The organism is Leisingera sp. SA32 (assembly GCF_056033425.1).
The window spans coordinates 2,501-21,493 of the sequence record NZ_JBVYHB010000023.1 but is presented as its reverse complement, the minus strand read 5'-3'; the positions used below and the strand labels follow the sequence as shown (position 1 = coordinate 21,493).

12 protein-coding genes, 1 tRNA gene, 2 rRNA genes and 1 pseudogene are annotated in these 18,993 nt (G+C 60.1%); 2 read left to right on the top strand and 14 right to left on the bottom strand.

Annotation, left to right across the window (positions count from 1 at the left end; genetic code table 11):
- Position 1: 1 nt before the first annotated feature.
- The 10 genes from AC0IPL_RS20910 to AC0IPL_RS20865 all read right to left on the bottom strand — a co-directional run bounded on the left by AC0IPL_RS20910 (position 2) and on the right by AC0IPL_RS20865 (position 12,824).
- Positions 2–1,621, bottom strand: coding sequence for an ABC transporter substrate-binding protein (locus tag AC0IPL_RS20910; protein ID WP_474277048.1), 1,620 nt, complete (start codon positions 1,619–1,621; stop codon positions 2–4).
- 43 nt (positions 1,622–1,664) lie between these two features.
- The gene (locus AC0IPL_RS20905; RefSeq protein WP_474277047.1) at positions 1,665–2,585 is read right to left on the bottom strand and encodes an ABC transporter permease; all 921 of its coding nucleotides are present in this window, start codon (positions 2,583–2,585) and stop codon (positions 1,665–1,667) included.
- On the bottom strand, positions 2,585–3,466 hold the full coding sequence (locus tag AC0IPL_RS20900) for an ABC transporter permease (protein WP_474277046.1): 882 nt from the start codon (positions 3,464–3,466) through the stop codon (positions 2,585–2,587). The genes AC0IPL_RS20905 and AC0IPL_RS20900 overlap by 1 nt, the downstream gene beginning before the upstream one ends.
- A gap of 1 nt (position 3,467) precedes the next feature.
- Positions 3,468–4,067, bottom strand: coding sequence for an ANTAR domain-containing response regulator (locus AC0IPL_RS20895; protein ID WP_474277045.1), 600 nt, complete (start codon positions 4,065–4,067; stop codon positions 3,468–3,470).
- Complete coding sequence (locus tag AC0IPL_RS20890; protein ID WP_474277044.1) at positions 4,064–5,164, bottom strand: transporter substrate-binding protein; 1,101 nt, start codon at positions 5,162–5,164, stop codon at positions 4,064–4,066. Before AC0IPL_RS20890 ends, AC0IPL_RS20895 begins: the two co-directional genes overlap by 4 nt.
- A gap of 922 nt (positions 5,165–6,086) precedes the next feature.
- Complete coding sequence (locus tag AC0IPL_RS20885) at positions 6,087–6,380, bottom strand: hypothetical protein (protein ID WP_474277043.1); 294 nt, start codon at positions 6,378–6,380, stop codon at positions 6,087–6,089.
- A 59-nt stretch (positions 6,381–6,439) separates the two neighbouring features.
- Complete coding sequence (locus AC0IPL_RS20880; protein WP_474277042.1) at positions 6,440–8,203, bottom strand: SulP family inorganic anion transporter; 1,764 nt, start codon at positions 8,201–8,203, stop codon at positions 6,440–6,442.
- Between the two features lie 4 nt (positions 8,204–8,207).
- Complete coding sequence (locus AC0IPL_RS20875; RefSeq protein ID WP_474277041.1) at positions 8,208–9,851, bottom strand: alkaline phosphatase family protein; 1,644 nt, start codon at positions 9,849–9,851, stop codon at positions 8,208–8,210.
- Positions 9,852–9,907: 56 nt separating this feature from the next.
- Positions 9,908–10,939, bottom strand: a complete 1,032-nt coding sequence (locus AC0IPL_RS20870) for a TAXI family TRAP transporter solute-binding subunit (RefSeq protein ID WP_474277040.1) — start codon at positions 10,937–10,939, stop codon at positions 9,908–9,910.
- A gap of 22 nt (positions 10,940–10,961) precedes the next feature.
- Positions 10,962–12,824 (bottom strand): TRAP transporter permease, encoded by a 1,863-nt coding sequence (locus AC0IPL_RS20865; protein WP_474277039.1) that lies wholly within the window; start codon positions 12,822–12,824, stop codon positions 10,962–10,964.
- A gap of 130 nt (positions 12,825–12,954) precedes the next feature.
- Between AC0IPL_RS20865 and AC0IPL_RS20860 the strand changes: the two genes are divergently transcribed.
- Together AC0IPL_RS20860 and AC0IPL_RS20855 are read left to right on the top strand one after the other, a co-directional pair.
- A complete protein-coding gene (locus tag AC0IPL_RS20860; RefSeq protein ID WP_474277038.1) occupies positions 12,955–13,737 on the top strand; it encodes an IclR family transcriptional regulator in 783 nt (260 codons plus the stop codon).
- A gap of 195 nt (positions 13,738–13,932) precedes the next feature.
- Positions 13,933–15,096, top strand: a pseudogene (locus AC0IPL_RS20855) (IS3 family transposase).
- A 22-nt stretch (positions 15,097–15,118) separates the two neighbouring features.
- Here the strand turns inward: AC0IPL_RS20855 and AC0IPL_RS20850 are convergent.
- The 4 genes from AC0IPL_RS20850 to AC0IPL_RS20835 form a co-directional block, all read right to left on the bottom strand.
- Entirely contained in the window at positions 15,119–15,301 is a 183-nt protein-coding gene (locus AC0IPL_RS20850) for a hypothetical protein (RefSeq protein WP_474277037.1), read from the bottom strand.
- A 301-nt stretch (positions 15,302–15,602) separates the two neighbouring features.
- A tRNA-Met gene (locus AC0IPL_RS20845) sits at positions 15,603–15,679 on the bottom strand.
- A gap of 45 nt (positions 15,680–15,724) precedes the next feature.
- Positions 15,725–15,839: ribosomal RNA gene (gene rrf / locus AC0IPL_RS20840) — 5S ribosomal RNA — on the bottom strand.
- Between the two features lie 195 nt (positions 15,840–16,034).
- Positions 16,035–18,864 (bottom strand): 23S ribosomal RNA (locus AC0IPL_RS20835).
- Positions 18,865–18,993 lie beyond the last annotated feature (129 nt).

Here is an 18,993-nt window from a genome sequence, read left to right as displayed (position 1 = left end):
CTTACTCGGTCACGTAGACGTAGTCATAGTTGACCGGGATCGAGACCGGGTCGACGTACAGCGCGTCATCACCGCCCATACGCTCGGACTTCATGGTATAGCGCTGCTCATTGAAGACCGGAACCCAGGGGGCCTGTTCCATGACCTTCATGTAGACGTCGGACCACATCTCCAGACGCTCCGGGGCCGACGGGTCGGTCATGCTGTCGGCGTTGGTGGCCATCGCGTCTATGCTCTCATCACAGAACTTGGACCAGTTCCAGCCGCCTTCACCCGCACCGGCACAGCCCAGGATCGGGCCGTAGAAGTTCGACGGATCCGGGAAGTCAGCGATCCACGCCATGCCTCCGGACCAGATCATCGGTGCTTCGCCCGCTCCGCCTGCTTCGATCACGTTCGCCTGCGCAAGAGAACGGATTTCAACGTCTACACCAATGGCCTTCAGATCCTGCTGGATCGCCTGCGCGATGCGCGGGTTCGGGTCGGTGTTCATGACAAACAGCTCGGTGGAGAAACCATCGCTCAAGCCTACCTCTGCCAGTTTGGCCTTGGCCGCTTCCACGTCGAAGGCATAGCCTCCAAAACCGTCGGTGTAGCCCGGCATGGTCGGCGGCAACGGCTGGGTCGCGGGCACGGCGCGACCGTTGATGATCTGGGTGATGCGCTTCTTATTGATTGCCATGTTGATGGCTTCGCGCACGGGCAGCTTGTCGAGCGGCTCGATGCCCACATTCAGCGTGATGTAACCGGTATGCAGCTGGCCCCCCTCGACCACGCGCGCAGCCTGCGCCGGGTCGCCCATAACTTCCTGGAATTTCGCCGGGGGGATGCCGTCGCCGGGCACGTCAACCTCGCCCTGCTGAAGGCGGAGAAGGGCGACGATGGGTTCCTGGCCCACTTCAAAGGTCACGCCATCCAGATACGGCACGCCATCTCGCCAATAGTCCTCGTTCTTCTCGAAGACAAGGCGCTGGCCGATTTCCCACTCCCCGAGCTTGAAGGCACCGGTGCCGACGGGATGCTTGCCGAAGTCGGTGCCATGCTCGGCTACGGCCTCCTGCGGCACGATGGAGGCAAAGTTCAGTGCCATCACGTGCAGGAAGGTGGCATCGGCGCGTGACAGGGTGATCTGGACCGTTGTGGAGTCGAGCACCTCGACACCCGCCAGTGTATCTGCTTCGCCAGTGGCAACGGCGTCATAGCCCACGATGGAGGCAAAGAAGCCCGCGCCGGGCGATTGAGTTTCAGGATTGGTCACGCGGTCGAGCGAGTATTTCACGTCCTCGGCGGTCATCTCGCGCCCGTTGTGAAATGTCACGCCTTCGCGCAGGGTGAAGGTGAAGACTGTGCCGTCCTCGGAGATCTCGTAGCTTTCTGCGAGGCCGGGGCGTAATTCAGTCGTGCCGGGGACGTAATCCATCAGCCCGTCGAAGAGTGATTTGATCATCGACCAGTTCTGCCAGTCGTACCCGATGGCCGGGTCGAGCGTCGCCACGTCGTCCTTGTAGGTGACGGTGATCATGCCGCCAGGCGTGGCATCCGGATCAGGCGTGTAGTTCTGGGCAAAGCCGGGCAAAGCGGTGGCCGCCATCAAGGCAGTAGAGAGGAGAAGTTTTTTCATTGTTATTCCCTGTTGGTTGGAGGTCGGAGGAAAGGCCCAAGGATCAGCGCAACTTGATGCGCGGATCGATGAGTGGGGTAATGAGGTCGGCGAGCAGGTTGCCCAGCACGATGGCCGTGGCAGAGACCATCGTGACACCCATAATGATCGGGATGTCGACGCGCTGGATTGCCTGCCACGCCAGCTGTCCGATGCCGGGCCATCCAAAGACGCTTTCGACGACGACGATGCCGCCCATGAAGATGCCGATGTCGATGCCGATCATGGCGATGATGGGCAGGATGGCATTGGGCAGGGCGTGGCGCATCAGGACCTTCGAGCGCTTCAGCCCCTTTGCACGGGCGGTTCGAATGTAGTCCTGCCGCAGCACCTCGACCATGCTGGAGCGCATCATGCGGGAATACCAGCCGGACCCCATGATGCCGAGTGTCACCGCAGGCAGCACGAGATGCGCAAAAGTGCCGTAACCGCCGATTGGAAACCATCCAAGCTGCACTGCAAAGACGTAGAGCAGCAACAGGCCCACCACGAACTGCGGCGCGGAAACCGCGACGAAAGATGTCACCATCAGCCCTTGGTCCAGCGGTCTACCACGATAGACGGCGGCCACGACGCCGAAGGTCAGCCCGATCAGAAGCTCGCAGAAGATGCCGCCGGCCATCAAAAGCAGCGAGGCGGGTAGCCGCGCGGCGATCAGCGTCGAAACTTCGGTCTTTTGCAGGTAACTGCGACCCATGTCGCCCTGCACCAGCCCAACCAGGTAACGCCAGTATTGCACCAACATCGGCTGGTCGAGCCCCAACTGCTGGCGGATGTTTTCAACCGTCTGCGCCGTAGCAGAGCGCCCGGCAATCTGGCGCACCGGGTCGGCAGGTAGCACATAGAGCAGCACGAAGGTGATGAAACTGACGCCCAGAAGGATCAGCAAGGATTGGATTGTGCGGCGAGTAAGATAACCGGCCATCAGTCGTTTCCCCTTTGGGTCGGGTCGAGCACGTCGCGCAGCGCGTCGCCCACGAGATTGAAAGCCAGCGCCAACAGCAGGATCGCCGCGCCGGGGATGAAGACCAACCAAGGCGCTGCCTGGAAATAGGTTTGGTTTTCGAAGATGATGTTGCCCCAGCTGGGTGTTGGCGGCTGCACACCGACCCCAAGAAAGCTGAGTGTTGCCTCAAGAAGCACGGTGACAGAGATCCCCAGTGTGCCCCAGACGATCAGCGTCGGGATGAGGTGTGGAAGGATGTGCTTGAACAGGATGCGCGACCGGGACGCGCCAAGCGTTTTCTCGGCGGCGATGAATTCCCGCTCTGCCAGCGAGGTGGTTTCAGTATAGACCACCCGCGCAGTCTGCACCCAGTTTACCAGTGCGATCACCATGGCCACGATCCAGAGCGACGGCTGGAAGATCGCCGCGAGACAGATTGCAAGCAACAGGGCCGGGAAGGCCATCATAAGGTCGGTGAACCGCATGAGAACGGCCCCGAACCAACCGCGGACAAACCCCGCGAGCACGCCAACCAGCGTTCCGATCACCAGAGCAATGCCATTGGCAACCACACCGATGATAAGCGAGGTCTGCGCGCCGTAGAGCATCCGGCTGAACAGATCGCGGCCTAGCAAGTCAGTGCCCATGAGGAAGTCTCCGCTGGGCGGCATGGGTTCGCCAAACAGCGTCAGCCCCTCGAACAGCTGTTCGTCCGGCGCGTAGGGCGCGATCCACGGTGCCAAGGCCGCGCCCCCTACGACCAGCACGATGATCGCCAATCCAAAGAGTGCGAGCTTGCGGCGCAACAGACGCCGCAGAGCGCTGGCCGGAATGGCGTTTGGTGTTGCTTGTACTGTCATGTCAGCCATGATCCTTGTCCGTCCTTCCACCGCTGAACGAGGCTACGATCCTGTTGGCGGCCTCTTCGAAGCTGATGCGCCATGCCATCGCCATGCCGCGCAGCTGTTCGTAGGCCTCGTCTTCAGTTTTTCCGCGCGTTGCGAGGACCGCCACGGCCTGCACCACGGTCTGCCTTTGGCCAAGACGCTGGCGCAGATTGTCGATTTCGCCGGCCAGCCCGATTCGCGCGTTAAAGGTTGCCCGCGCGATCAAGAGTGCCGAATAGACGCCGTTGTCGCCGACGGGTTTGAGGATCTGGGCATCAACGCCGAAGTTCATCAGCCATTCGATGCGGCCGGGCGCTTCGGACCCGATCAGCGCAATGGTGGGCAGTGGCGCTTCGCCTGGTTTCCAGGGAAATTGATCGTCATAGGCCATGTCGACGTCGATGAAGAGGTAGTCAGCCCCGCGCACGGAGGCGGGAAGGTCCGGCCAATGACAATCGACGTGCAGCCCCACCGCTTCCAGCTGGCGCGCCAGCGCGGTCACGTTGGCGTGGCGCCGGTGCAGGATCACTGCCCGCGCGCCGCCCAGTTCGGGAATGCTCAGACGGCGTCTCATGGCACCACCCTCAGCATCGGTTGTGGACGGTTCGTCGGTTGCGTCAGATAAGGGTCGCCCTCGATGCTGGCGTGGGTCTTGATCGGAACAAAGTTGCCGTTGCGCACCTCGGCAATGGCGACCGGCAGGGCAACGTGATGTGTACGCGGACTGATACCGACCATTGCGGCATATGGCGCGGCCAGCAGCTCAGACAGGCTCAGGGCTTCGGCGTTCGGGGCGCTCGACAGCAGGCGGGCCAGCATCATGACAGAGGCGTGCGCCGCCGCCTCGAAAGACGATCCGAAATCGTCACGCCCCTCGTTGCCGGGCAGCGCGGGGGCCATTCCCTTGAACCACGGACCGGCGGCGATGATCCCCTCTGCCGCGGTGCCCATGGCTACCAGTTCCGCCTCGGTCATGTTGCACGACAGGACCGGGCATTTGTTGCCGCCAAAGAAGGGATCCGTTGCCCGCAGTTGCGCCATCTCTTTGAGAAAGGCGTATTGGGACGGACCGATCAGCTGGTTCAGGATAAAGTCCGGTTTTAGTGCCGCGATTTCATCGACAAGGCGCGCAATATCCGTCGATCCGATCGGCACATATCGCTCGCCCAAGACATTTGCCCCGCGCTGCGCGCTGGCCTCGCGGGCGATACGGTTCATCTCCCAGCCCCAGATATAATTCGAACCGGTCAGATAGGGACGGCTGCCATAGGCTGCGAAGGCGTACTCCAGCAGCGGAAGGAGGTGCTGGTTCGGGCAGGCATGCGCATAGACCACGCGGTCGGAGGACTCGAAACCTTCGTAAGGCGTGGGATACCACAGCATACCCCCAAGCCGTTCAAGGCTGGGAATGACTTCCTTGCGGCTCCAACTGGTGGTGCAACCAATCACATGCCGCGCCGAACTGGTTTTCAGGATGTCCTCACAAAGCGGCGCATAAGCGTCGATGTCTCCGCCCGGGTCACGCTCCACCGGACAGAAGACCAAATCTATCTCAATGTCCTGATTAACCTGCTCGATAGCCTTAAGCGCGCCTTCTCGACTGGCTTGGCCCATCAGGCGATAGGGTCCAGAGGTTGAGAAGAGAAGTCCAATGTCGATGCTGCGGGTCACGCGACGCTCCTGAAACGAAAAACGCCCCACACCCTGCGTGCGTCACGAAGACGAACCACAGGGTGCGAGGCGCTTTTGCCAATATGTTGATTTGAAGATGCGCAAATTTGCCTAGACTGTCAAAAGTTTTCAGGAGCTGGCTGCGATGATCACGGTGCAGTTGCTGAATTTTTGTGCATCCGTTGCGACTTTGGAAGGCGCCCACGGAGCGAAGGCAATATGCGTTTCCTGCACCTTCGTGTGGCGCGCAGAAAACCAATTAAGCAGTTGATATATATAGGTTCTTGGGGCTTAAAAAGTTCCCGGCGGTTAGATATCGAACTGCCGAAGTGAGCAACGCTGTCATCTGCAATGCACCCATATTGGCCGCCGCCTCGAACGTCCGTTCTAACCCCGCTCCCGGCGCGTTGGCGTCCCTGAATGCCTGTGCCCCGGTCGAGCGGGTGACTTGTACAAGGCTGTCCCAAATAGCTGAGCATTTTGGACCGTCTGTCCGACATGACCCGCCTGATGCTTGTGGACGGTGTGCTCAGGGTTGTCATGGCAGCCGAGCCGGGCAGTGACTGGTCCCGGGAAATCGGACTGTGTAAGCGCCTCAAACATCGGGCCGGGCGCGGCTCGCAGTCCCGAAAGCACGGCCGCTTGAGAACGGCCGAGCCACGGTAGCTCTCGAAGGCGCGTCGGCGGAAATGCAGCCAGCAACCATCGTCAGACGGAAGGGATGCGGACTTTTCTGCCGTTCGCTGCGTTAGCTTGGCTTCCGCTGCGGCTGCGCAGGCCCCCGTTAGAAGAGTGGCAAGCTGCCGTTCGCTGCTTGGCCTGCTACTGGCAACTTCGGACCATCCTCGGACGTCTACCTGATCTTCGCTGCGTGACGAGATCGCCATCATTGCAGAAAGAAACCATGTCTCTCCCTCTGTAATCAGGCGAACGTGTTTCGCCAGGTGTTGGCGCGGCTTTCGTCGCGCGCGTCGTAGGCAGCAATCATTTCATTCAAAGTCGTTGTTTCAGGAAGACGGCGATCCTCGCCGATGGCGGTCAAACACATTGTATACCAAGCGGTCACCCCACCTTCGGGCGGGGCATGGAAGCGAGGAAATGCGAGCTCCGCCTGCTCGCCTTGGCCCCAAAGCGAAGGGAGGTTGGGTTCCAGCGCAAAGTCAGTCCATCGGAGCCAAGCTTTTTCATTCCCGCTCAGCATCGGGCGGATAAACAACCCATGCGCTATGCGCTGCTGGAGCGAGAGACAAGCGGGACGGGGCCGACACAAGCGCGTTACGCGCCATGTCCGGAACCGGGCTTGTTGGCGCATTCTTTGAAACAGCGGATCGTGCATGCTTGGCAGATCGTATCCGCGGCGTTGATGACCGCGGGTTGGATGGCGTCAGATTTGTGCGGACTTACGTTCTCCGGCCCCAGTTCCTCCAAGCAGTGAAGCCGTTTTAGCACGTTGAGAACATTAGGATTGGCGGCAATGAGATGCAGGTCGTTGCCACGCACCCGCGCACGCCGCGCTTCAGACAAGATGAAGTCAGCCCCGGCGAGATCGATCTTGCCGACCCCTTTGAGGTTGAGGATACAGGTCTTGAAACCGTCCTTTTCTTCCATCTGCCGGAATTCCCGTTCGACATGCTCGATCGAGGCAAAGAACAGAGGGCCTTCGATGCGCACGAACCGGATTTGCGGGCATTGCGGCAGATTAAAGGTCTCGGCGTTCATGAACACGCGGCGGCCGTTCACTTCGGTCGGCGCTCCAACGGCGACCAAAGGATGCGCGCTTTTGTTGAGGAAGATCGACAATGAGGCGACGACGCCGACGAGGATTGCGAAGTCGAGCCCCGAGAGGATGCCGGTCAGGAAGGTGGCGGCAAGGATGAACGTCTCGGACCGGCTGGTGGCCAGGATGTGGCGGATCTCGGCGATATTGATCAGCCGCCAGGCAACGTAGAGGATTATCGCCGCCATGGCCGGGACGGGGACGAAGCGCACGAATGGAGCCAGCAAGAGCAGCAGAACGACCAGGAAGCCCGCGGCGAAAACCGCCGACATCGGCGAGACGGCCCCGCTTTCTGCGTTCAGCCCCGAGCGGGTGAAGGAACCCGAACCGGCGTAGCACTGAAAGAAGCTGCCGATGAGGTTAGAAAGACCCTGTCCGACGATTTCCTGATTGCTGTCGTAGGTTTCGCCGCGTCGGATGGCGAAAGACTTGCCGATCGAGATCGCCTCCAGCAAGCCGACGCAGGCGACCGCCGCGGCGGCCGGCAGCAACGCGCCGATGGTGCCCACTGACAGGTCAGGTGCCCGGAACGACGGCAGCACAGCGTCGAGCGGTGCGAACATCCTGACGCCTGAAGCCTCGGCGCGAAGCAAAATGGCAGCGAGCGAGCCGCAGACCAGCGCGATGATGTAGCCGGGCAGGAGGCGGCTGATGCGAGCTGACAAGATCAGGCTGGCCAAAGTCACCGCTGCGATGATCACCGCATCCATGTTCACCGCGCCCATTTCGGATGCGATTCCTGACAAACGCTGCAACACGCCGCCCTCGCCACCGGCGAGGCCAAGCGCCGGGCCGAGCTGGGACACCGCGATCAGGACCGCGGCGGCGGAGGTGAACCCGACGATCACCGAATGCGAGATGAAGGCGATCAGACTGCCAAGACCGGCCAGCCCTGCCGCGAGCTGCAGCGCGCCGACAAGGAAGGTCAGCATGAGCGCGAGTGCGATGTAGTTTTCGCTTCCCGGCACGGCGAGACCGCTTAGCGAGGCGAAGAGCACCGCGGAAATAGCCGTGGTCGGCCCCGAGACCATAACTCGCGATGACCCCCAAAGGGCGGCGATTGCGGTCACGAGCACCGCGGTGAACAGCCCGTATTCCGGCGGCAACCCGGCGATGATCGCAAACGCGACCCCCTGAGGCAGGACGATAGTCGCGCCCGTGAGCCCGGCTAGCGCATCTGCCTTCAAGGAGGCCGGTGTTTGGCCGCGAATCCACGGCCGGACCGGCGAGAGACGGTTGAGAACCGTGTGTGTCAGGGCCATCGGATCAGGTGGCCTTGTCGATTTTTCTGGCGCGGGCCGCACCCGGTCCAAGAACTTCGCGCAGTTCTGCCTCGTTGCGATAGCCAATCAGGATGCCCGCCTTGGCCTCTCCCAGGCTGGGGTCCCGCGCTTCGATCCAAGCGTCGGAACGGGTGACGCGCTGCGAGGTTCGGCGGCTCCAGGCAAAGAACATCTGTTCCAGGCGGGCGCATTCCTCTGCATGGGCCGGATCGGCTCCGAGATCGCTGAGTTCGTCGGGATCGTTTCCGAGGTCGAAAAGCATTGGCCGGAAGCCTTCGGCGAATATGTACTTCCAGCGCCCGTCAAACAGCATCGTCAGCTTGGCGTCCTTGACCTCGACGCCAAGTCGGCGCCGGACGTCGCGCATTGAATAGTCGTATTCCGAAATTGCGACATCCCGAAGGTGATTGGCCTGGCCATGCAGGATTGGCAGAAGCGATCTGCCTTCGATGATATGCGGGACCGTCCCGCCGCCGAAATAATCGATGATGGTCGGCACCACATCGACGGCCTCGACCAGAGCCGAGGACTTCCGCCCACGGGTGGCGTCGGCCTCGGCACGCGGGTCGACCAGGATCAGCGGAATGCGGGCGGAGGCTTCGTGGAACAGCTCCTTCTCGCCCATCCAGTGATCTCCGAGGTAGTCGCCATGGTCCGAGGTGAAGACGATCATCGTATCGTCGGTGAGACCTTGTTCGTCGAGGAAGGCCATCAGCCGCCCCATCTGGTCGTCGATCTGCTTGATCAGCCCCATGTAGGCTGTCAGCACGCGGGTGCGGGTGCCGTCGTCGCAAAAGGCGCGGCTCACGCGTTCCTCCATAAAGGCGCCGTACACAGGGTGCGGGTCGGAACGCTCGGTGTTGCTGCGCACCGGCGGAAGATGCGTTTCAGGGCCGTACATGTCGTGATAGGGCGCAGGCACGATATACGGCCAATGCGGTTTGATATAACTCAGGTGAAGACACCAGGGCGTGTCGCCCGCCTCGCGGATGAAGTCCATCGCGCGACTGGTGATGTAGGGGGTTTCGCTCTCCTCATCTGCGGCGCGCGCGGGCTTGTCGGCGTTGTCCATGAACCAGCCGCTGAGGATGTTGCCGTCCTCGTCCTCGGCGCTGTTCGCGACCGTCTCCCAAGGGTTCTCGTCAGGCCAGCCGCGGGCCTTCATAAAGCGGTCATAGGCCTCATTTCGGGCATACCGGGGCCCGTCCGGGTGCAGCCCGTCATCTCGCTCGTAAGGCTCGAAGCCGCATTCGGCGACCAAGGCACCGATTTTGCTGTCGGGCGCCAGGCCGAGACGCTTCATGCCCTCGACATCAGCTGTCATGTGAGTCTTACCGCACAGCGCTGTGCGGACGCCCAACGGGCGCAGGTGATCGCCCAGGGTCATCTCGCCCACCTTGAGCGGGATGTTGTTCCATGTCGAGCCGTGCGAGCTGACATAGCGGCCGGTATAAAACGACATCCGCGACGGTCCGCAGATGGGCGATTGCACATAGGCCCGGTCGAAGAGCACGCCGCGCGCTGCCAGCGCGTCGATATTCGGCGTGTGCAGATGCGGGTGCCCGGTGCAGGACAGGTAATCCCACCGCAACTGGTCACACATGATGAAAAGTACGTTCTTGGTCATATTCCGGCACCATCTGATAGTTGACCGGGACGCTGGTGCCCCGGTCTGTTGATCGTTCAGCCCCGCGCGACGTCGGGGATGGTCACGCCCATCTCTTCGAGCGCCCGTAGCGACCCCGGATGCAGCGGCATGTTCAGGTCCGCCACGGCCGCTTCGGGGGTGATGGAGGCGAGCCAGGGCGCGCTGTCGCGCATCTGCGCAACACCCTCGAAGAAGGTCTTGGTCATGGTGTAGATCATGTCCTCGTCGGCCTCCTCGTTTGTGACGATGCCCACGGTCACGCGCAGGGTCGTGACGTCGTCTTCGTTGACCTGGTTGTCTCCGTAAACGCCTGCCGGCAGCGTGCCGAGACCGAAACCGGGACGGTTGGCCAGCGCCTTGACCGCATCGCTCTCCAACTTGTCCCCGGGAATGCCAAGGAAGCGGATCGGGTTGGTCACGGCGATTTGTGTTAGCACCGGACTGGGCGCGTTGGTGGGGTTGCAGTAGATGTCAAGGTTGCCATCTTGGAACGAGGCTGCGGCGGCATCCCAGCCGAGCTTGACCGCCTCGTAATCCTCGCCAGCCTTCAGGCCGGTGACCGCTTCGAAGAGCCGGGACATGGTTGCGAATGCCGCACTGCCTGGAGGACCGAGGAAGACCCGCTTACTCTTCACGTCGTCCAGCGAGGCGATGCCCGAGCTTTCATAGACCGCGATGTGATAGACCCCCATCGGGAAGTTCAGCACGGTGCGCAGCTTCTTTGACAGCTCCGGCGCCTGGTCCATTTTCTGGAACATCGCGCGCTGGTTCGACATCAGCGCATGCAGCGCGGGTGAGGACATACAGAAGGCCGTCTTGCCCATCGCCACTTCCAGCACGTGGCGGGTGGCGGCGCCGGTGGCATTGATCTGGATTTCATAGTCCGACAATTCTCGGTTGATGATATTGGCGAAGGTGGTCATCACGAGGTTCGGGCTGGTTCCGGGCCCCAGCGTCGACATGCGCAGCAGTTCTTTTGCCAGCGCGGCACGCGGCAGCATGCTCAGCCCTGCGGCGGCGGCGGTACAGGCCAGGACGCTGCGGCGATTGATATGAGTCGTCTTCATGGTTTCGCTCTCCCTTATATAGTTACGAAAACTGGTCTTTTGTGTTCAGATCCAAGCGGTCGACATACATCAGCCCCACAGCAGCGGCCGCGGCAATCCAGGATATCATCGGTCCGAAGAAGATGAGTGCGGCAGCCAGTCCCAGGCCGATGGGCACCATGTAAGCCTTGCCGCGTCGCGGATAGCAGGCGCGAGAGATCAAGATCGTCGCGAGCAGGACGAACAGGATGGACTGCGCGGACTCCGCCAGGTCGAAACCGGTGCCCAGCAGGAGTGCCGGCTGGTAGATGAAGGCGAACGGTATCACAAAGCCGGGAAGCGCAAGGCGCGAGGCTTCCATTGCCGTGGCCATCGGACTGGACTCCGCAATCGGTGCCGCGGCAAAGGCCGCCAGGGCAACCGGCGGTGTGATGGCCGACAATACCCCGAAGTACAACACGAACATGTGAGTGTGGATGATTGGCACTCCGAGCTTTTGCAGCGACGGCCCCATCACCAGAACGATGATCAGGTAAGCAGGCACGGTCGGCATACCCATGCCCAGAAGCAGGCAAGCAATAGCCATCAGGATCAACGACAGGATCAACTGATCCTCCGCGAGGCTAGAAAGCAGAGAGGCAAAGCGCAGCCCCACGCCGGTCAGGTTCAACACGCCGATGACGATCCCCACCGCACCGACGATGACCACCAACTGCGCGGAGATCAGCCCGGCGGAGCGGATGAACTTCAGCCAAGCCGACCCGTTGGCCAGCAGATCGAGGCGGATGGCAAAGCCCAGCACCGCAGCGAGGGCGACGCCGACAAAACCGGCATACGCAGGCGACGAGCCGCCAACCATGGTCACCACGATGCCTGCAAGCGCCAGCACGAAGATCGCCATTTGCGCCAGTTCGCGCCAATTGAACGAGATGTTCGGGCGGGGCTCCTCGGTCAGATCCATATTCCGCGCGGCGCTGGAGATCGCGACAAACAGGCCGCCGTAATACAGCAGCGCTGGCACGGCGGCGGCTGCACAGATCGTCAGGTAGGGCATGCCGGTCACATCGGCCATGATGAAAGCCACGGCCCCCATGATCGGCGGGGTGATCTGGCCGCCGCTGGACGCTGCGGATTCCACCGCCGCCGCAAAACGGGGCGAGAAGCCGCGTTTCTTGATCAGCGGAATGGTGATCACGCCGGTGCCCACGACATTGGCCACGGCGCTGCCGGAGATTGTGCCGAACAATCCACTGGCAACCGTGGCTGCGGCTGCGGGACCGGATCGCATCCGCCCGGTGGCCGCCATAGCGAGGCGCACGAGCACCAGGTCGATCGCGAGCAGTTCCAGAAGGGCGCCGAAGATGATGAAGATCAGGATGGTCGACACAACTGTGGCCATGGGCCGCCCGAAGACACCGTCGAAGGAATACCACAATACGGTCATCAACTCCTCGGCGGAGATTCCGGCATGCCTCAGGAAACCCGGCGCCAGATGACCAAAGGCGCCATAGGCGAGCAGGACGCCGGCGACCACCGCCATCACAAGGCCAACCGACCGCCGGGTCAACTCGATCACCGCAAAGAGACCGAATAGACCCATCCAGATATCAGTTGTCGTCAGAAAGTAGAGGCCGGTCTCGATCTGTTCGGCGGCTTGGAAATATTGGAAAACGCTCAACGAAAGAGCGATTGCGACTGCTACCAGAATCCCGCGATCGGCAAGGCCGCTGCACCGCCCTATACAAGACAGGATGATCAGCGAACCGCCAACCAGAAGCATGCCCACACGCAGGTAGGAATCGGAAAACACACCAAAGACTGACACGTAGAACACAACTGCGATGACTACGAGCGAGAGCCCGGCCATCACGTATTCCAAATATGCAGATTTCTTAAATTCTGACACTGGGTTCCTCCCAAGAGTAATCACCTGCCATCAGACCTAGGCTCCTCTCCCCGGCCTCAGGCGCTAAGAAGAAAAATATTGAACGACTGAGTGTAAGTCGATTTGATGTTACACTAGGTGAAATGGCGCTATGACAAAATTGAATCGATCCATCGAACGCGGGTTGACTGTGCTCGAAGTCATCCACACCTCAGGGGCAAGCTCGCTTGCTTTCCTGGCGGCGCGAACCGGGCTTTCGAAACCGACGCTGCTGCGAATATGCGCAACTTTGGAGAGTCGGCGCTGGCTGACGCGCAGAAGCAGTGACGGATGCTTCCAGCTCGGCTCTGCCTTTCCACAGGCAGGCGGTGTGCCAGACTTGGTCGACAGGCTGGTGGCCGTCAGCAAGGAGGAGATCGTCAGGCTCTCTGAAGAAACCGGTCTGGGGGTGGATCTGGCTGCCGCGATCGGCGGCGGCCGGACCGAGATCGTCGACAGCACGCGGGTATTCAGGAAGCACGGGGTTTATCCGGATACGATCGGGTTCCGCCCCTCGCCGATCTTGTCGGCCCTGGGCGGCGCGTATCTCTCGGGCCTGTCAGAATCGGACCGTACGGCAGTGCTGAAGGACTTGGTGCCACGCCTGCCGCGTGACGATGCCGCGGCCTTGCTCGAATTGCCGAAAATCCTGAAAGCCTTTGCTCAAAAAGGCTTTGCGGCCCGGGCGCAAGGACATTGGGGCCGAGCGGTGGATTATGGCGAGCTTCCTGCGGCCATCGCCGTTCCTATCCTGGCTGGCGCCGAGGTGATCGGCGCGGTTAACCTGGTGTGGAACGCCAACGACCAAACGGTCGAGGCCGTCGCGCAAATCCACCTTTTACGCCTTCAGGCGACAGCGGACAGGATTGGCCGGAATTACGCCGACCTTGCCTGACGAAGCGGCCTTCTGTGATCAGGCTCGCCCGCAGGGTGCTTAGAGAGGCAAGTCCGACAGGTCCCAGAAGCGAAAAAGCGCGTCGGTATTTTCAAGCGAATTGGTTGGTTAAACTGCGCGGCCGTGAACCATGTTCAGCTGGAGTGCCCCATCTGAACTGGTCCACCGTTATGTTTAGGAAACGGAGGACAGAGAATGGCGAACAAGCGGCACAAGCCAGAGGAAATAGTTCACAAGCTGCGGCAGGTTGATGTGCTTGTCGGGCAGGGAATGGCACGCGTTGATGCGGTCCGGGAGGTTCGCATCAAGGAGCAGACCTACTACCGCTGGCGCAAGCAGTATGGTGGGATGGGAACTGAGCAACTGAAGGAGCTCAAGCGGCTCCACAAGGAGAACGAGCGGCTGAGAAAGGCCGTGTCGGACCTGACACTGGACAAGCCCATCTTGAAGGAAGCTGCACGGGGAAACTTCTGAGCCCCGCCCGCCGCCGAGCCTGCATCGAGCTGATCCGTGGCGAGGTGAAGGTATCGGAGCGGCGGATCTGCCGCGTGCTCGGGCAACATCGTTCGACGCAGCGGCTCCGTCCAAGGGGCCGCGAAGACGAGGAACGGCTGGTTGCCGACATGACCGAGCTGGCCAGGCAATACGGCAGCTACGGCTACCGGCGCGTTGCCGTATTGCTGCGGGAATCAGGCTGGCAGGTCAGTGATGGCCGGATTGAGCGGCTGTGGCGGCGGGAGGGGCTGAAGGTGCCACCGAAGCAACCGAAGAAAGGAAGGCTTTGGCTGAACAACGGGTCATGCATCCGGTTGCGCCCCGAGTATCGCAACCATGTCTGGTCGTATGACTTCGTGCATTGCCGAACCGACGATGGGAAAGCGTTCCGCACTCTGAACATCTTGGATGAGTTCGGCCGTGAATGCCCCCTCTCGGCGATGCAAGCATCGCCTGCCGGGCAGCGAGACGATCCGAGTAAAGCGGAAACTCGACTCGACCGACGTGATTGATGCCCTGACGGACTTGTTCATCTTACGCGAGCCGCCAGCTTACGTTCGAAGCGACAACGGACCGGAGTTTGTTGCCAATGACGTGCGGGCCTGGATCGAGGCTGTCGGGGCTAAGACCGCCTTCATCGAGCCCGGAAGCCCTTGGGAGAACGGCTACGTCGAGAGCTTCAACGCCCCGATGTGGGACGAACTGCTCAATCGCGAGATATTCTACTCGGTGAGAGAGGCGCAGATCATCATCCAAGGATGGAGGAACCACTACAACACCAAACGACCCCACAGTGCATTGGGCTACAGGCCCCCGGCTTCTGAAACCCTCATCCCGATTGAACCGAGGCCAGTGATGCACTAACAATCAAACTGGACCAGTCAGATCAGGCTCCCCAGCCGCAGCCGCCGGGAACCGCAAGGAAAAGGAACAGGCGCTCCCCCGCGTCAGGCGCGACCACCAGAAGCTTGTGGATGCGATCATCGCGGGCGTGCCCGCGGAGCAGGTCAAAGACCGGATGATCGAGCTCGACACGCGGCGCCAGCAGCTGGAACGGGAGCTGGCCCACACCCCTGTCCCGGACCCGGTGGTGTTTCACCCGTCGATGGCAGAGGCCTACCGGGAGCGGGTCACCCGGCTGATCAGGACCCTCGGGTCCGCCGTAGGCATGGAAGAGGCCAAGGAGGCACTGCGCGCATTGGTGGAGCGGATCGTGCTGACGCCTGCGGCGGAGGGCACCGGCCTGGATTTGACGCTGGAGGGGGATCTGGCCGGGCTGTTGTGGTTGGCAACGGGTGCGGAAGGCGCGAACACGAAGAAGGCCCCGGATGGCAGATCCGAAGCCTTTGATATTTCTGATGAGTTAGTGTTGGTTGCGGGAGCAGGATTTGAACCTGCGACCTTCAGGTTATGAGCCTGACGAGCTACCTGGCTGCTCCATCCCGCGTCAGGTTGATTTTCTATCGTTGAGAGAGGATTTGGATTTTACTAGGTTTGGCGGTGACCTACTCTCCCAGGGCTTGAGCCCAAGTACCATCGGCGCGACAGTGCTTAACTTCCGGGTTCGGGAAGGGACCGGGTGTTTCACTTGTGCTGTAGCCACCAAACCGAGAAAAATCCAGCTGCCTTCGGCAGGTGGATTTGGCGGCAGGCAGCGTGTTTACGAAGTAAACATGCGTTGCCGCACCTGAGTTATGTCACGAGACATTTCCACATGCGGAAGGCGTTACAATCAACGTTGTCCAAGTGTTTGTTCGGGATGTTTGCTTATTTGGTTCCGGCAACACTGTCTGTTACTGGATCAAATCAAGCCTATCGGGCGATTAGTACCGGTCAACTGAATGCATTGCTGCACTTACATCTCCGGCCTATCGGCGTGGTGGTCTTCCACGGCCCTCAGGGATACCTTGTTTTGAGGGGGGCTTCCCGCTTAGATGCCTTCAGCGGTTATCCTGTCCGATCATAGCTACCCAGCACTGCTATTGGCATAACAACTGGTCCACCAGTGGATCGTTCACCCCGGTCCTCTCGTACTAGGGGCAACTCCTCTCAAGTATCCTACACCCACGGCAGATAGGGACCGAACTGTCTCACGACGTTCTAAACCCAGCTCACGTACCTCTTTAAACGGCGAACAGCCGTACCCTTGGGACCTGCTCCAGCCCCAGGATGAGATGAGCCGACATCGAGGTGCCAAACACTGCCGTCGATATGGACTCTTGGGCAGTATCAGCCTGTTATCCCCGGCGTACCTTTTATCCGTTGAGCGATGGCCCTTCCACGCGGGACCACCGGATCACTATGGCCGACTTTCGTCTCTGCTCGACTTGTCAGTCTTGCAGTCAGGCTGGCTTCTGCCATTGCACTCAACGAGCGATTTCCGACCGCTCTGAGCCAACCTTCGCGCGCCTCCGTTACTCTTTAGGAGGCGACCGCCCCAGTCAAACTACCCGCCACGCAGGGTCCCGGATCCGGATAACGGACCGCGGTTAGATATCAAGAGTGCGAAGGGTGGTATCTCAAGGGAGGCTCCACCGGAACTTGCGTTCTGGTTTCGATGCCTACCACCTATCCTGCACATCACAATCCTGATACCAGTGCGAAGCTGTAGTAAAGGTGCACGGGGTCTTTCCGTCTAACCGCGGGAAGCCTGCATCTTGACAGGCAATTCAATTTCGCTGAGTCGATGTTGGAGACAGCGGGGAAGTCGTTACGCCATTCGTGCAGGTCGGAACTTACCCGACAAGGAATTTCGCTACCTTAGGACCGTTATAGTTACGGCCGCCGTTTACCTGGGCTTCAATTCGGAGCTCTCACCCCTCCTTTTAACCTTCAGGCACCGGGCAGGCGTCAGACCCTATACGTCGTCTTGCGACTTCGCAGAGCCCTGTGTTTTTAATAAACAGTCGCCACCCCCTGGTTTGTGCCCCCGGATTCCACTTGCGTAGGACCCGGGCCTCCTTCTCGCGAACTTACGGAGGTATTTTGCCGAGTTCCTTCAACATCGTTCTCTCAAGCGCCTTGGTATTCTCTACCAGTCCACCTGTGTCGGTTTAGGGTACGGTCTGAAAGGAGGGCTATTTCCAGGGACTGCTGAGCAGCCCACTCAATCCGATAAGAGTGAACTACCTTTGCAATCCGTCACCACTCCACGGCCCAGGAATATTAACCTGGTTCCCATCGCCTACGCCTTTCGGCCTCGGCTTAGGGGCCGGCTTACCCTGCTCAGATTAGCTTTAAGCAGGAACCCTTGGACTTTCGGCGAGAGTGTCTCTCACACTCTTTGTCGCTACTCATGTCATCATTCTCGCTAGTGATCTCTCCACGGGATCGCTCACGCGCCCGCTTCATCGAAAGCCTCTTGTCTCCAATCTTCCCGAGGGAAGTAAGGAGACATGAGACTATGTCACACTACGCTCTGCTACCATGCCCTATGGGCATCCTCGGCTTCGGCTCATGGCTTGAGCCCCGTTACATCTTCGCCGCAGGACGTCTTATTTAGACCAGTGAGCTGTTACGCTATCTTTAAAGGATGGCTGCTTCTAAGCCAACCTCCTGGTTGTTTTGGACATCCCACCTGCTTTCCCACTTAGCCATGAATTGGGGGCCTTAGCCGGAGGTCAGGGTTGTTTCCCTCTCCACGACGGACGTTAGCATCCGCCGTGTGTCTGCCATCTAGTACTCCCGGGTATTCGGAGTTTGGTTAGGATCAGTAAGCCTGTGGGGCCCCATTACCCATCCAGTGCTCTACCCCCCGGGGTATTCGGATGACGCTCTACCTAAATAGATTTCGCAGAGAACCAGCTATCTCCGAGTTTGATTGGCCTTTCACCCCTAGGCACAGCTCATCCCGATCTTTTTCAACAGATGTGGGTTCGGTCCTCCAGTGCGTGTTACCGCACCTTCAACCTGGCCATGCCTAGATCACTCGGTTTCGGGTCTGATCCCACGAACTCATGCGCCCTATTAAGACTCGCTTTCGCTGCGCCTCCGCCTAGCGGCTTAAGCTTGCTCGTGAGACCAAGTCGATGACCCATTATACAAAAGGTACGCTGTCAGCCCTCAAGGGGCCTCCAACTGATTGTAGGCGTTCGGTTTCAGGTACTGTTTCACTCCCCTCGTCGGGGTGCTTTTCACCTTTCCCTCACGGTACTGGTTCGCTATCGGTCAGTAAGGAGTACTTAGCCTTCGGAGGTGGTCCTCCGATCTTCGAACAGGATTTCACGTGTCCCGCCCTACTTGATACGTCCCTCAGAGCTTCGAATACGGGGCTATCACCCGCTATGGCCATGCTTCCCAACATGTTCTTCTCACTCATCAGGCTCGGCTGGTCCGCGTTCGCTCGCCACTACTAACGGAGTCTCTATTGATGTCCTTTCCTCCGGGTACTTAGATGTTTCAGTTCCCCGGGTTTGCTCTTAAAGACCTATGTATTCAGTCCTTAAGTACCTGGTTAAGCCCATTATAAGCAGCCTTGCGGCTATTATAACAAACTTTCAGGTGGGTTCCCCCATTCAGAGATCCATGGTTCAAAGCCTATTCCCGGCTCCCCATGGCTTATCGCAGGGTATCACGTCTTTCATCGCCTCTTACTGCCAAGGCATCCACCAAACGCCCTTCTCGCGCTTGATTTGATCCAGAAAGAGAGAGTGTTACGTCTCGCGGCACCGGAAGCTGGTAAGAAACCGGCGCCTCTTTTTCTGAACCAAAAAGCAAACTATCCCGCTCCCGGTCATGTCGGTGACCAGGAACTTGTTGCGC

Excerpts from the sequence above, each read along its gene's own strand:
- AC0IPL_RS20910 (WP_474277048.1), bottom strand. The coding sequence starts at position 1,621 with ATGAAAAAACTTCTCCTCTCTACTGCCTTGATGGCGGCCACCGCTTTG.
- AC0IPL_RS20905 (WP_474277047.1), bottom strand. The coding sequence starts at position 2,585 with ATGGCCGGTTATCTTACTCGCCGCACAATCCAATCCTTGCTGATCCTT.
- AC0IPL_RS20900 (WP_474277046.1), bottom strand. The coding sequence starts at position 3,466 with ATGACAGTACAAGCAACACCAAACGCCATTCCGGCCAGCGCTCTGCGG.
- AC0IPL_RS20895 (WP_474277045.1), bottom strand. The coding sequence starts at position 4,067 with ATGAGACGCCGTCTGAGCATTCCCGAACTGGGCGGCGCGCGGGCAGTG.
- AC0IPL_RS20880 (WP_474277042.1), bottom strand. The coding sequence starts at position 8,203 with ATGGCCCTGACACACACGGTTCTCAACCGTCTCTCGCCGGTCCGGCCG.
- AC0IPL_RS20875 (WP_474277041.1), bottom strand. The coding sequence starts at position 9,851 with ATGACCAAGAACGTACTTTTCATCATGTGTGACCAGTTGCGGTGGGAT.
- AC0IPL_RS20870 (WP_474277040.1), bottom strand. The coding sequence starts at position 10,939 with ATGAAGACGACTCATATCAATCGCCGCAGCGTCCTGGCCTGTACCGCC.
- AC0IPL_RS20860 (WP_474277038.1), top strand. The coding sequence starts at position 12,955 with ATGACAAAATTGAATCGATCCATCGAACGCGGGTTGACTGTGCTCGAA.